The sequence below is a fragment of the Pseudomonas aeruginosa genome, assembly GCF_001457615.1.
GTDB lineage: Bacteria > Pseudomonadota > Gammaproteobacteria > Pseudomonadales > Pseudomonadaceae > Pseudomonas > Pseudomonas aeruginosa.
The window spans coordinates 6,287,916-6,301,772 of record NZ_LN831024.1 but is presented as its reverse complement, the minus strand read 5'-3'; the positions used below and the strand labels follow the sequence as shown (position 1 = coordinate 6,301,772).

The 13,857-nt window shown below is 65.3% G+C and carries 12 protein-coding genes; 10 read left to right on the top strand and 2 right to left on the bottom strand.

Annotated features, from left to right (window positions below; all coding sequences use genetic code 11):
• The first annotated feature begins 24 nt into the window (after nucleotides 1-24).
• The 6 genes from atpD (at nucleotide 25) to glmS (ending at nucleotide 6,568) form a co-directional block, all read left to right on the top strand.
• The gene (gene atpD, locus AT700_RS28905; RefSeq protein ID WP_003097130.1) at nucleotides 25-1,401 is read left to right on the top strand and encodes a F0F1 ATP synthase subunit beta; all 1,377 of its coding nucleotides are present in this window, start codon (nucleotides 25-27) and stop codon (nucleotides 1,399-1,401) included.
• Between the two features lie 41 nt (nucleotides 1,402-1,442).
• Nucleotides 1,443-1,868, top strand: a complete 426-nt coding sequence (locus AT700_RS28900) for a F0F1 ATP synthase subunit epsilon (protein WP_003097128.1) — start codon at nucleotides 1,443-1,445, stop codon at nucleotides 1,866-1,868.
• 120 nt (nucleotides 1,869-1,988) lie between these two features.
• Nucleotides 1,989-3,353 carry a bifunctional UDP-N-acetylglucosamine diphosphorylase/glucosamine-1-phosphate N-acetyltransferase GlmU gene (glmU, locus tag AT700_RS28895; RefSeq protein WP_019681591.1) on the top strand — a complete coding sequence of 455 codons (1,365 nt, stop codon included), beginning with the start codon at nucleotides 1,989-1,991 and terminating at the stop codon, nucleotides 3,351-3,353.
• A 13-nt stretch (nucleotides 3,354-3,366) separates the two neighbouring features.
• On the top strand, nucleotides 3,367-3,876 hold the full coding sequence (locus AT700_RS28890) for a M23 family metallopeptidase (RefSeq protein WP_003114652.1): 510 nt from the start codon (nucleotides 3,367-3,369) through the stop codon (nucleotides 3,874-3,876).
• Nucleotides 3,877-3,943: 67 nt separating this feature from the next.
• Nucleotides 3,944-4,717, top strand: coding sequence for a DeoR/GlpR family DNA-binding transcription regulator (locus AT700_RS28885; RefSeq protein ID WP_003100226.1), 774 nt, complete (start codon nucleotides 3,944-3,946; stop codon nucleotides 4,715-4,717).
• 15 nt (nucleotides 4,718-4,732) lie between these two features.
• Nucleotides 4,733-6,568, top strand: a complete 1,836-nt coding sequence (gene glmS, locus AT700_RS28880) for a glutamine--fructose-6-phosphate transaminase (isomerizing) (protein ID WP_003097120.1) — start codon at nucleotides 4,733-4,735, stop codon at nucleotides 6,566-6,568.
• 54 nt (nucleotides 6,569-6,622) lie between these two features.
• Here glmS and AT700_RS28875 read toward each other — a convergent pair whose 3' ends face one another.
• Together AT700_RS28875 and AT700_RS28870 are read right to left on the bottom strand one after the other, a co-directional pair.
• Entirely contained in the window at nucleotides 6,623-7,828 is a 1,206-nt protein-coding gene (locus AT700_RS28875) for an MFS transporter (RefSeq protein WP_034041584.1), read from the bottom strand.
• Nucleotides 7,829-8,187: 359 nt separating this feature from the next.
• The gene (locus AT700_RS28870) at nucleotides 8,188-8,811 is read right to left on the bottom strand and encodes an HAD-IB family phosphatase (RefSeq protein WP_003099642.1); all 624 of its coding nucleotides are present in this window, start codon (nucleotides 8,809-8,811) and stop codon (nucleotides 8,188-8,190) included.
• Between the two features lie 237 nt (nucleotides 8,812-9,048).
• Here AT700_RS28870 and cfaB point away from each other — a divergent pair, with 237 nt between their 5' ends.
• The 4 genes from cfaB to AT700_RS28850 all read left to right on the top strand — a co-directional run bounded on the left by cfaB (nucleotide 9,049) and on the right by AT700_RS28850 (nucleotide 13,850).
• On the top strand, nucleotides 9,049-10,233 hold the full coding sequence (cfaB, locus tag AT700_RS28865; protein ID WP_003099645.1) for a C17 cyclopropane fatty acid synthase CfaB: 1,185 nt from the start codon (nucleotides 9,049-9,051) through the stop codon (nucleotides 10,231-10,233).
• A gap of 163 nt (nucleotides 10,234-10,396) precedes the next feature.
• Complete coding sequence (locus AT700_RS28860; RefSeq protein ID WP_003097103.1) at nucleotides 10,397-11,356, top strand: TAXI family TRAP transporter solute-binding subunit; 960 nt, start codon at nucleotides 10,397-10,399, stop codon at nucleotides 11,354-11,356.
• Between the two features lie 74 nt (nucleotides 11,357-11,430).
• On the top strand, nucleotides 11,431-13,455 hold the full coding sequence (locus AT700_RS28855; protein ID WP_003099653.1) for a TRAP transporter permease: 2,025 nt from the start codon (nucleotides 11,431-11,433) through the stop codon (nucleotides 13,453-13,455).
• Nucleotides 13,452-13,850: a DUF1850 domain-containing protein gene (locus AT700_RS28850; protein WP_003458383.1), complete on the top strand. Its 399-nt coding sequence runs from the start codon at nucleotides 13,452-13,454 to the stop codon at nucleotides 13,848-13,850. The genes AT700_RS28855 and AT700_RS28850 overlap by 4 nt, the downstream gene beginning before the upstream one ends.
• The last annotated feature ends 7 nt before the right edge of the window (nucleotides 13,851-13,857 follow it).

Here is a 13,857-nt window from a genome sequence, read left to right as displayed (position 1 = left end):
GTTCAAAATTCAGAGGAACCAGACATGAGTAGCGGACGTATCGTTCAAATCATCGGCGCCGTGATCGACGTGGAATTCCCGCGCGATGCCGTGCCGAGCATCTATGAAGCCCTGAAGGTTCAGGGCGTTGAAACCACCCTGGAAGTCCAGCAGCAGCTGGGCGACGGCGTGGTTCGTTCCATTGCGATGGGTTCCACCGAAGGCCTCAAGCGTGGCCTGAACGTGGACAGCACTGGTGCTGCCATCTCCGTGCCGGTCGGTAAAGCGACCCTGGGCCGGATCATGGACGTACTGGGCAACCCGATCGACGAAGCCGGTCCCATCGGCGAAGAAGAGCGCTGGGGCATCCACCGCGAAGCTCCGTCCTATGCCGACCAGGCTGGCGGCAACGAGCTGCTGGAAACCGGCATCAAGGTGATCGACCTGGTCTGCCCGTTCGCCAAGGGCGGCAAGGTAGGCCTGTTCGGCGGCGCCGGCGTGGGCAAGACCGTCAACATGATGGAACTGATCCGTAACATCGCCATCGAGCACAGCGGTTATTCCGTGTTCGCGGGTGTGGGCGAGCGTACTCGTGAGGGTAACGACTTCTACCACGAGATGAAGGACTCCAACGTACTGGACAAGGTAGCCCTGGTATACGGCCAGATGAACGAGCCGCCGGGCAACCGTCTGCGCGTCGCACTGACCGGCCTGACCATGGCCGAGAAGTTCCGTGACGAAGGCCGTGACGTTCTGTTGTTCATCGACAACATCTACCGTTACACCCTCGCCGGTACCGAAGTATCCGCACTGCTGGGCCGTATGCCGTCCGCGGTGGGCTATCAGCCGACCCTGGCCGAAGAGATGGGCGTTCTGCAGGAGCGCATCACCTCCACCAAGAAAGGCTCGATCACCTCGATCCAGGCCGTATACGTTCCCGCGGACGACCTCACCGACCCGTCCCCGGCGACCACCTTCGCCCACCTGGACGCGACCGTCGTACTGTCCCGTGACATCGCCTCGCTGGGTATCTACCCCGCGGTCGACCCGCTGGACTCCACCTCTCGCCAGCTCGATCCGCTGGTGATCGGCCAGGATCACTACGACACCGCTCGCGGCGTCCAGTATGTTCTGCAGCGCTACAAGGAGCTGAAGGACATCATCGCGATCCTGGGCATGGACGAACTGTCCGAAGCCGACAAGCTGCTGGTGGCGCGCGCTCGTAAGATCCAGCGCTTCCTGTCCCAGCCGTTCTTCGTAGCGGAAGTCTTCACCGGTTCGCCGGGCAAGTACGTTTCCCTGAAGGACACCATCGCTGGCTTCAAGGGCATTCTCAACGGCGACTACGATCACCTGCCGGAGCAGGCGTTCTACATGGTCGGCGGTATCGAAGAAGCGGTCGAGAAAGCCAAAAAACTGTAATCCTGTGCGCCCGGCGACGGGCGCTCATGTGAGGCAAGCGTATGGCCATAACAGTCCATTGCGACATCGTCAGCGCCGAGGCGGAGATCTTCTCCGGCCTGGTCGAGATGGTTATCGCGCACGGCGCTCTGGGTGACCTGGGTATCGCCCCGGGCCACGCGCCGCTGATCACCGACCTGAAACCGGGCCCCATCCGCCTGGTCAAGCAGGGCGGCGAGCAGGAGGTGTACTACATCTCCGGCGGTTTCCTCGAAGTCCAGCCGAACATGGTCAAGGTCCTCGCCGACACCGTGGTTCGTGCCGGCGACCTCGACGAAGCGGCCGCCCAGGAAGCCCTGAAGGCTGCCGAAAAGGCGCTGCAGGGCAAGGGCGCCGAGTTCGACTACAGCGCCGCTGCCGCGCGTCTGGCCGAAGCCGCAGCCCAGCTGCGCACCGTCCAGCAACTGCGCAAGAAGTTCGGCGGCTGATTTCCAGCCGGTACTTCTAGCGGTGTCAGGGAAAAGGGTAGCCTGTGGGCTACCCTTTTTTCGTTTTGCATCTTCACTCACAGGTTTTGCCTGTGACCACCAGGAACGGTAGTTCAGTCCATGTCCCTTGAAATCGTGATTCTCGCCGCCGGCCAGGGCACCCGCATGCGTTCGGCCCTGCCCAAGGTCCTCCATCCCATTGCCGGCAAGCCGATGCTCGGCCACGTCATCGACTGCGCGCGCCAGTTGCAGCCGGAACGGATCCACGTGGTGATCGGCCACGGCGCGGATCTGGTGCGTGAGCGGATGGCCGCCGACGACCTGAATTTCGTGCTCCAGGCCGAACAGCTCGGTACGGGCCATGCGGTGGCCCAGGCCCTGCCGTTCCTCAGTGCAGACCAGGTGCTGATCCTCTACGGCGACGTGCCGCTGATCCAGCTGGACACCTTGCAGCGCCTGCTGGCGCAAGTCACCCCGGACCAGTTGTCGTTGCTCACCGTCGACATGCTCGACCCCACCGGCTACGGCCGCATCGTCCGTGACGACCAGGGCGCGGTGCAGGCCATCGTCGAGCACAAGGACGCGACCCCGGCGCAGCGCCAGATCGGCGAGATCAACACCGGCATCCTCGCGGTGCCGGGCAAGCGCCTTGCCGACTGGCTCGGCCGCCTGTCCAACGACAACGCCCAGGGCGAGTACTACCTGACCGACGTGATCGCCATGGCGGTCGGCGACGGCCTGGTGGTGGCCAGCGCCCAACCGCTGGACGCGATGGAAGTGCAGGGCGTCAATGACCGCATGCAACAGGCCCAGCTGGAGCGTCACTACCAGCGCATGCGCGCAGAGGAGCTGATGCGCCAGGGCGTGACCCTGCTCGATCCGCAGCGCCTGGATGTCCGTGGCGAAATCTCGGTCGGCCGCGACGTGCTGATCGACGTCAATGTGGTGCTGGAAGGCCGCGTGGTGATCGAGGACGACGTGCGCATCGGACCGAACTGCGTGATTCGCGACAGCGTCCTGCGGCGTGGCGCGGTGATCAAGGCCAACAGCCACCTGGAAGGCGCGGAGCTGGGCGAGGGTAGCGATGCCGGTCCGTTTGCCCGCCTGCGTCCGGGCAGCGTGCTCGGCGCTCGGGCCCATGTCGGCAACTTCGTCGAACTGAAGAATGCCCGCCTGGGCGAGGGCAGCAAGGCCGGCCACCTGAGCTACCTGGGCGATGCCGAGCTGGGCGCCAACTGCAACATCGGCGCCGGCACCATCACCTGCAACTACGATGGCGCGAACAAGTTCCGCACCGAGCTGGGCGACGATGTGTTCATCGGCTCGAACAACTCGCTGGTGGCGCCGCTGAAGATCGGCGATGGCGCGACGACCGCGGCCGGCTCCACCATCACCCATGAGGTTCCGGCGAAGAACCTGGCCTTCGGCCGCGCCCGGCAGAAGAACCTGGAAAACTGGAAGCGCCCGGAAAAAATCAAGAAGTAACGGAGCGGCACGGATGCCGAAGCCTGCGAAACGGATCGTGCTGGGGCTGCTCATAGCCTGGGCGGTGCTGCCCGAATGGCCGCGGATACCCGTCGAAGGCGCCAGTGCCCGCGACTGGAATCCGCGAACCTTCTGGTTCGAGCCCTGGGGGCGCTCCGGAGTGCACAAGGGCATCGACATCTTCGCCCGCAGCGGCACCCCCGTACGCTCCGCCAGCTACGGCCTGGTGCTCTATCGCGGGGAGATCGCCCTCGGCGGCAAGGTCGTCCTGGTGCTGGCGCCCAAGTGGCGCCTGCATTACTACGCCCATCTCGATAGCCTCGACGCCTATCCGGGCCAGCCGGTCCTTGCCGGTTCCCGCCTGGGTACGGTCGGCACCACCGGCAACGCGCGCGGCAAGCCGGCCCACCTGCACTACGCGATCATCACCTTGCTGCCCTATCCCTGGCTGGCCGACGACAGCACCCAGGGTTGGAAGAAGATGTTCTATCTCGATCCCGATACGGTGCTGCCGAGCCGATGAAAAGTCATTGACGAGAAGCGCCGGATAAGTTTTGATTCGCACACTTTTCTTTCGAAACGAAACTTAAGTGATCTCGAAACGTAATACGCCGCAACGTCGCCATGCCATCCTCGCGCTGCTTTCCGAGCAGGGCGAGGTCAGCGTGGACGCACTCGCCAAGCGCTTTTCCACCTCGGAAGTGACCATCCGCAAGGACCTCGCCGCCATGGAAAGCCACGGCCTGCTGTTGCGTCGCTACGGCGGTGCGGTGCCGATGCCGCAGGAACTGATCGGTGAAGCTGCGCAGCCCGTCTCGCCCTACAAGCAGGCTATCGGTCGCGCCGCCGCGGCGCGCATCCGCGAGCATGCGCGGATCATCATCGACAGTGGCAGCACCACCGCGGCGATGATCCCCGAACTCGGGCACAAGCCGGGCCTGGTGGTGATGACCAACTCGCTGAACGTGGTCAACGCCCTGCGCGAACTGGAGCACGAGCCGGTGCTGCTGATGACCGGGGGGACCTGGGATCCGCATTCCGAGTCGTTCCAGGGGCAGGTTGCCGAGCAGGTGCTGCGTTCCTATGACTTCGACCAACTATTCATCGGTGCCGACGGCATCGATCTCGAACGCGGGACGACCACGTTCAACGAATTGCTGGGCCTGAGCCGGGTGATGGCCGAGGTCGCCCGCGAGGTGATCGTCATGGCCGAGGCCGACAAGGTCGGTCGGCGCATTCCCAACCAGGAATTGCCCTGGAGCAGCATCCATACCCTGATTACCGACGAGCGCCTGGAACCTTCCGCGCGCGAACAGATAACCGCCCGGGGCGTCACGCTGATCTGCACCCCGGTCGAGGCCTGAAAGGAGAAAGACCCCATGTGTGGAATCGTAGGCGCGATCGCCGAGCGCAACATCACCCCCATCCTTATCGAAGGCCTCAAGCGCCTCGAGTATCGCGGCTACGACAGCGCCGGCGTGGCGGTCTTCGATAACGAAGGCAGGCTGCAGCGCTGCCGCCGGGTCGGCAAGGTCGCCAGCCTGGAGGAAGGCCTGGCCGGTACGCCGCTGCTCGGCCGCCTGGGCATCGCCCATACCCGCTGGGCGACCCACGGCGCGCCAACCGAAGGCAACGCCCACCCGCATTTCTCCAGCGACGAACTGGCGGTGGTGCACAACGGCATCATCGAGAACCACGAACCTCTCCGTGAGCGGCTCAAGGGGCTGGGCTACGTGTTCACCTCGCAGACCGACACCGAGGTCATCGTCCACCTGCTGCACCACAAGCTGCAGTCCATCGGCGACCTGACCCTGGCGCTGAAGGACGCGGTCAAGGAATTGCACGGGGCCTATGGCCTGGCAGTGATCAGCGCGGCGCAGCCGGACCGCATCGTCGCCGCTCGCAGCGGCAGCCCGCTGGTGATCGGCCTCGGGCTTGGCGAGAACTTCCTCGCTTCCGACCAACTGGCGCTGCGCCAGGTGACCGACCGCTTCATCTACCTGGAAGAAGGCGATATCGCCGAGATCCGTCGCGACAGCGTGCGCCTGTGGGATGTCCAGGGCAACGACGTGCAGCGCGAGACCGTGCAGTACCACGAAGGCGCCGAAGCCGCCGACAAGGGCGAGTACCGGCATTTCATGCTCAAGGAAATCCACGAGCAGCCCAGCGTCGTGCAGCGTACCCTGGAAGGCCGCCTCGGGCAGAACCAGGTAATGGTTGAAAGCTTCGGTCCGCAGGCGGCGGAGCTGTTCGCCAAGGTCCGCAACGTGCAGATCGTCGCCTGCGGCACCAGTTACCACGCCGGCATGGTCGCCCGTTACTGGCTGGAAAGCCTGACCGGGATTCCCTGCCAGGTGGAGGTCGCCAGCGAGTTCCGCTACCGCAAGGTCGCGGTGCAGCCGGATTGCCTGTTCGTCACCATCTCCCAGTCCGGTGAGACCGCCGACACCCTGGCTGCCCTGCGCAACGCCAAGGAGCTGGGCTTCCTCTCCAGCGTGGCGATCTGCAACGTTGCCACCAGTTCGCTGGTGCGCGAATCCGACCTGACCCTGCTGACCCAGGCCGGCCCGGAAATCGGCGTGGCCTCGACCAAGGCCTTCACCACCCAGTTGGTCGCCCTGCTGCTGCTGACCCTGGGCATCGGCCAGGTGCAGAAGCGCCTGGCCGATGGCGTCGAAGCCGAGCTGGTGGACGAACTGCGTCGCCTGCCGACCCGGCTGGGCGAGGCGCTGGCGATGAACCGGACGGTGGAGAAGGTTTCCGAGCTGTTCGCCGAGAAGCACCACACCCTGTTCCTCGGCCGTGGCGCGCAGTTCCCGGTGGCCCTGGAAGGCGCGCTGAAGCTCAAGGAAATTTCCTATATCCATGCCGAAGCCTACCCGGCCGGCGAACTCAAGCATGGCCCGCTGGCGCTGGTGGACAGCGACATGCCGGTGGTTACCGTGGCGCCGAACAACGAGCTGGTGGAGAAGCTCAAGTCGAACCTGCAGGAAGTCCGCGCCCGCGGCGGCGAACTGGTGGTGTTCGCCGACGAAGGCGCGGGCATCGAGGCTGGCGAGGGCACCCATGTGGTGGGCATGCCGCACATCGGCGACGTGCTCTCGCCGATCCTCTACACCATCCCGTTGCAATTGCTCTCGTACCATGTCGCCGTGCTCAAGGGCACCGACGTCGACCAGCCGCGCAACCTGGCCAAGTCGGTCACCGTCGAGTAACGCCGGCCGCGTGCCCGAGAAGCCGGGGCAGGCATGCGGCCCCGGCGCTCGCCGTCAATCGCGCAACGGCAGCGCTTCGTCGCTCCTGCGGCTGGCGAACCAGTCCAGCACGGTGAACCAGGCGCCGATGCCCAGGCCGATGCCCAATACCCACAGGGTGGCGGGCGGCCCCTTCAGCTCCAGCAGTCGCACAGCCAGGGGCACGCTGGCGAGAATGGCGATGTTGTTGAACGTCTCGGCGAACGACAGCACCATGCCCTTGTCCGGCCCGGAGCGCGAGGCGAGTACCACCGTGCCCGCCGGCGCGCCCAGGCCCAGCGCGGTGCCCCAGGCGCCCAGGCAGAAGAGCGCCACGGGCAACGGTAGCGGCAGGAGCATGAAGGTCGACATCGATAGCACCAGGAGCGCCAGCACCAGCAGGAGCATGTCTTCGTCGCGCTTCAGGTAGCGCCGCAGGTAACCCGCGGCGAGGTTGCCCACGGCCAGGCCCACGCCGAAGGCGGCGATGCTGACGCCTATCTGCGCGGTGCTGAAGCCGTAGCGCTGGCGCAGCACCTCTCCCGAGAGAAGCAGGCCGGCGACCCCGGTGCCGTTCCAGGCCCCCTTGGCGATCAGTGGCCTGAGGATGCTCCATTGCCTGCACCAGCCCAGCGCGTGGCCCTCGGCGCGCGGTGCCACGGCTTGCACGGGAAGGCGCTGGCGCGCCATCAGGAAGACCAGCACGCAACCGCACGAGACCATCAGGAAGGGCGTCGCCCAGCCGAAGAAGTCCGAGAGGAGGCCGGCCAGTGCCGGGCCGGCGGCAATGCCGAGGGTCATGCCGAGCATCACCTGGCCCATGGCACCGGCCTGTCTTTGCGGGGCGACCACCTCCGCGACCAGGGCGAAGGTGGTCGGAATGATGATTGCCGAGGCGATGCCCCCGATTACCCGCAGGACAACGGCAATTTCCAGGGTCGGGGCGATGACGATGGCCAGGGTATCGACGGCGAAGAGGATCAGGGCGAGCAGCAGCAGCTTCCTGCGTTGCATGCGGTCGGAGAAGTAGCCCAGCAACGGCGCGGCGATCGCATAGGAGAACGCGTAGCTGGAGATCAGCCAGGCGGCGCCGCTGGTAGTGGTGTGGAACGCCTGCGCCAGCGGCCCGAGCATGGAGGACAGCATGAACTCGGTCACGCCGACGAAGAACACGGCCATCGACAGGGCCAGCAGGAACAGGCCGTCGAGCTTCTGTGGAGGCGGGGAAATTTTCTGGTTCATGATGTTCTCTTTGGCTGAATGAGCGGACGAACGCCAAGGGGGCGCCGGCTCGCGGAGCCGGCGCCAGGGCCAGGGATGAACCGCTCGGGCTATGGAAGGGATGGTTGTGTGGCTGGTGCGGGAACGGCGGGGAGAAAAGAAGGGAACGAAGCGAGATTCCGGGCGCCAGTGCACGATTTCATCGAAGAAGGCTTCGGAGTATCGCCGCAAGCGGAACCGCCCGGGCTTGGGAGCGCAGGAGAAACTACCCTATCGGAACGTTAGCCGAATTCTGCTCTCCTGCCGGATATCGCGACATTCGCCCCGGTTTGGTTCCCACTTTGGATTGATACTCGGACCAGACCATACCCGGCAACAGGTCAGCGGAACGGTTTCCAGAAGCGCTCCAGCGCCGCCGCCAGCAGTTCCGTATCGCCGCGCGAGTCGCCCCAGGCGCGCAGGGAGTATTGGGTCAGCGGACCGTAGTGCCGCTCCAGGCGGCAGACTTTCTCGTCGCGCCGGCAGTTGCGGCCGACGATCCTGCCGGTCAGTACGCCGTCTACCACTTCCAGCTCGGTGGCGATCAGGTGCACGCCGAGCTTCTCGGCGAACGGCCTGAGTAGCAGCGAAGGGGAGGCGGAACAGATGGTCACGGTGCTGCCGCTGCTGACCTGGTCGGCCACCGCGGTCAATGCGTGGGGACGCATCAGTGTTTCCCAGAAGCGATTCTGGTAGGCCAGCGCCCGCTCTTCCAGCACATGTACGGGCACATCGGTGAGGAAGGTGGCGATCAGGCGCGCCTTCAGGTCGTCGCGGTCGATACGCCGGCAGAGATAGGCCAGGCTGGGTCCTGCCATGCGCAGCATGCGGCGGACGAACACCCGGTTGCCGAAGGCGAAACGCAGGAAGGGCACGAAGCTGTCTCGGTATGTCAGGGTACCGTCGAAGTCGAACACGGAGAGAAAGCGTACTTCGCGTGTTTCGAGGGATACGGTCTCGTTCATCGGCATTCCTTATGTCGCTTCCGCTTCCTTTGACAGGGTGTATGCGTCATTCCGTTATTGCAGCAAGGGAAAGTTTGTATATCAGAACTGTCAACTATTCATGGGCAGACTGGCTGCTAACCTGAATCGGAGTGCTCAGGGGTTTTGCATCGATAGATAGGAGGCTAAGTAGTCGATAGCAAAACTCTATCAGGTACTGGACTATAGTGTTCCCGTCTTGTGACCAGGAGGTTTGGCATGATTGCACAGCTCCCCTCTGAGTTGCTGTCCCTGCAACTGCCGTTGCGGATCCGCATCGGCGATGCTCAGGCGTTCGATCTGGGGCCGGATCCACAGGTAACCATGGTCATTCGCGACCCCTCGCTGCTAACCGAGATCACCCATCCCAGCCTCGATGCGCTGGGCAAGGCCTACGTCGAGAAGCGTCTCGACATCGAAGGACCGATCAGCCAGGTCATCGGTATCGGCGATGCCCTCAGCGAAGCGCTCGGCGAACCCGATGGCGGCGCGCCGCCGGTTCGCGAAAGCCATGACAAGGACACCGACGCCGAAGCCATCCATTACCACTACGACCTGTCCAACGACTTCTACCAGCTCTGGCTGGATCCGGAAATGGTCTATTCCTGCGCTTATTTCGAGACCGGCAAGGAAGACCTCGCCACCGCGCAACTGGCCAAGCTCCGTCACCTGTGCCGCAAGCTGCGTTTGCAGCCGGGCGAGAAGCTGCTCGATGTCGGTTGCGGTTGGGGGGGGCTGGCGCGCCTGGCCGCTCGCGAGTTCGGCGTCGAGGTCACCGGCATCACATTGAGCAAGGAGCAGCTGGCGCTCGGCCGGGAGCGAGTCAAGGCCGAAGGCCTGGAGGACCGAGTCACCCTCAAGCTGCTGGATTACCGCGACCTGCCGCGCGATGGCCGCTTCGACAAGGTGGTCAGCGTCGGCATGTTCGAGCACGTCGGGCACGCCAACCTGGGGCTGTACTTCCAGCAACTGTACGATGCGGTGCGTCCCGGCGGCCTGGTGATGAACCACGGCATCACCTCGCGCTACACCGACGGCCGCCCGGTTGGCAAGGGGGCCGGCGACTTCATCGATCGCTACGTGTTTCCCCACGGCGAGCTGCCGCACCTGTCGCTGGCGGTGGCGCGGATGAGCGAAGCCGGGCTGGAAGTAGTCGACGTGGAAAGCCTGCGTCTGCACTACGCCCGGACCCTGGATTTCTGGAGCGCCAACCTGGAAGCCAGGCTGAAGGAGGCGGCTCGCCTGGTGCCCGAGGAAACCCTGCGGATCTGGCGGCTGTACCTGGCCGGATGCGCCTACGGCTTCAAGCGCGGCTGGATCAACCTGCACCAGATCCTCGCCATTCGCCCCCACGAGGATGGCTCCCACGAGCTGCCCTGGTCGCGGCGCGACCTGTACGCCTGAACGCCGGCGACCGGCTCCCTTGCGGAGCCGGTCGCGCAATCGGTCCTTGCTGATTGTCCTGCGTGGCGGGGCGGTCTAGTCTGCACGAAGTCCTGCGCGGTCGAAGGAAGCCGGGACGCTTCCGCGACAGCGCGACAACAACGATAAGAACAGGAGACTTCCCATGTCGCTGAGCAGACGCTTCGGTCTTTTCACGCTTGCCGCAACGGTGACCTTCAGTACCGCGGTCTTTGCCGCGCCGACCTTCATCAATATCCTCACCGGCGGCACCAGCGGGGTCTATTACCCCATAGGGGTCGGCCTCTCGCAGATCTACGGGCACGATATCCAGGGCGCGAAAACCTCGGTGCAGGCCACCAAGGCTTCGGTCGAGAACCTCAACCTGTTGCAGGCCGGGCGTGGAGAACTGGCGCTGGCGCTGGGCGACTCGGTCGCCGACGCCTGGAACGGGGTCGCCGACGCCGGCTTCAAGGCGCCGTTGAAGAAGCTGCGGGCTATCGGCAATACCTATCCGAACTATATCCAGGTAGTGGCCAGCCAAGCCTCGGGCATCAAGACCCTGGCCGACCTGAAAGGCAAGCGCATTTCGGTGGGCGCGCCCAAGAGCGGTACCGAGCTGAACGCCCGGGCGATCTTCAAGGCCGCCGGCCTGAGCTACGAGGACATGGGCAAGGTGGAGTACCTGCCCTACGCCGAGTCGGTGGAGCTGATCAAGAACCGCCAGCTCGACGCTACGCTGCAATCCTCCGGCCTGGGCATGGCGGCCATCCGCGACCTGGCCTCGACCATGCCGATCACCTTCGTCGCGATCCCGGCGGACGTGGTGGCGAAGATCGACAGCCCGGCCTACCACGCCGCGAGCATTCCCGCCGGCACCTACGATGGCCAGGAGCAGGACGTGCCGACGGTGGCGATCGACAATATCCTGGTCAGCCACTCCGGGGTCAGCGACGAGCTGGCCTACCAGATGACCAAGCTGATGTTCGACAACCTGCCGCGCCTGGTCACCGCCCATGCTGCCGCCAAGGACATCGCCCTGGACAAGGCGGCGAAGAACCTGCCGATTCCGCTGCATCCCGGCGCCGAGCGCTTCTACAAGGAGAAGGGCGTACTGCCCGAGTGAGGCCCGTTTCTCCGTAGCCCCGGTCCGTGCGGCGGACCGGGTTCCCCGCGTTTCCGGCTGTAGGGAGTCGATGCATGAGCGATCATCAGAACGGGCTGCATCTTGAGGCGGAAAACTGGCCGCGCGCGTTGTTCGCCGTGGCCCTGGCCTTTTCCGTGTTCCAGGTCGTCACCGCGGCCTTTCCCCTGATTTCCACCCAGGTCCTGCGGGCAATGCACGTCGGACTGCTGTTGCTGGTGGTGTACATCAGCTATCCCGCCTTCGGCATAGGTCGCCCCTGGCAGCCGCTGGCCTGGTTGCTGGGCATGGCCGGCCTGGGCACGGCGGTCTACCAGTGGGTTTTCGAGGGCGACCTGATCCAGCGCTCCGGAGAGCTGACCCAGGCCGACATGGTCGTCGGCGTGGTGCTGATCGTCCTGGTCTTCGAGGCGGCGCGACGGGTGATGGGCATCGCCTTGCCGATCATCTGCGCGCTGTTTCTTGCCTATGGCCTGTTCGGCGAACACCTGCCGGGCGACCTGGCCCACCGCGGCTACGGCTTCGACCAGATCGTCAACCAGCTGTCGTTCGGTACCGAAGGTCTCTACGGCACGCCGACCTACGTATCGGCCACCTACATCTATCTGTTCATCCTGTTCGGCGCCTTCCTCGAGCAGGCCGGCATGATCCGCCTGTTCACCGATTTCGCCATGGGCCTGTTCGGTCACCGGGTCGGCGGGCCGGCCAAGGTCTCGGTATTCTCCTCGGCGCTGATGGGCACCATCACCGGCTCCGGCGTGGCCAACGTGGTCACCACCGGACAGTTCACCATCCCGCTGATGAAGCGTTTCGGCTACAAGCCGGCGTTCGCCGGCGGCGTCGAGGCGACCGCGAGCATGGGCAGCCAACTGATGCCGCCGGTGATGGGGGCGGTGGCGTTCATTATGGCCGAGACCATCAACGTCCCCTACGTGGAGATCGCCAAGGCGGCGCTGATCCCGGCCCTGCTGTATTTCGGCTCGGTGTACTGGATGGTCCACCTCGAGGCCCGCCGGGCCGATCTAAAGGGCCTGCCGCGCGATCAGTGTCCGAGCGCCTGGGGTGCCGTCCGCGAGCGCTGGTTCCTGCTGATTCCGTTGCTGGTGCTGATCGCGCTGCTGTTCTCCGGGCGCACGCCGCTGTTCTCCGGAACCATCGGCCTGGCGCTGACCGCCATCGTCATCCTCGGTTCGGCGATCATCCTGCGGGTGTCCTCGCTCGGCCTGCGCATCGCCTTCTGGGTGGCGCTGGGGCTGCTCTGCGCGGGGTTCTTCCGCCTCGGCATCGGGGTGATCTTCGTCGTGATCGCGGCCCTGGCCCTGGCCTGCTGGTTCGTCCGTGGCGGCCGGGAAACCCTGCGCATCTGCGTCCGCGCCCTCGCCGAAGGTGCGCGACATGCGATCCCGGTGGGCATCGCCTGCACCCTGGTGGGAGTCATCATCGGGGTGATTTCGCTGACCGGCATCGCCACCACCTTCGCCAGCTACGTGCTCGACCTGGGACGGGAGAACCTGCTGCTGTCGCTGGTCCTGACCATGGTCACCTGCCTGGTCCTGGGAATGGGCATCCCGACCATCCCCAACTACATCATCACCAGCTCCATCGCCGCGCCGGCGCTGCTGGAACTGGGGGTGCCGCTGATCGTCTCGCACATGTTCGTCTTCTACTTCGGCATCCTCGCCGACCTCACCCCTCCGGTGGCGCTGGCCTGTTTCGCGGCCGCGCCGATCGCCAAGGAAAGGGGATTGAAAATCAGCTTCTGGGCGGTGCGCATCGCCCTGGCGGGTTTCGTGGTGCCGTTCATGGCGGTGTATTCCCCGGCGCTGATGCTGCAGGAAGGCGGTTGGGGGGCGACGCTCTATGTCACCTGCAAGGCGGTGCTGGCCATCGGCCTGTGGGGCATGGCTTCCATCGGCTACCTGCAGGGGCCGCTGGCCTGGTGGGAGCGCCTGGTGGCGTTCGCCGCCGGGGCCAGCCTGGTCCTGGCCTTGCCGATCAGCGACGAGCTGGGCTTCGTCCTCGGCGCGCTGGTGATCGGCTGGCACCTCTGGCGCCAGCGTGCGCGCGAGGCGGTGGCGTGATCGCGCTGTGTCTGGGCATGGCCGGCAGCGTCTGGGCGACGCTGCCGCTGCAGTCGTTCACCCTGGCCTGGCAACACACGGTCGAGAAGGTGCTCTGGGAAGAAGACTATCGCCTGAGTGAGCGCGGCCTGCTGCTGGAAGAGGCCCGGGTGCGGGGCAGCGGGGCGGGGATGGAGATTCCCGAGGGCGCCGTGCTGCGTGACGGCGCCTGGCATTACCACCGTGGGGTGCCGCCGTTGCAACCGTTGCGGCTGGGGCGCACACCGGAGGCCGGCGACTACCGGATCTGCCGTCAGGGGCGCTGCGATGCGCTGGCGCGCTGGATCGGTCCGCCGGACCGTGAGCGCCCGGCGGTCGAACTCTGGGCGTGTCCGATACGGGACCCGAGCGACTGAACGTCCT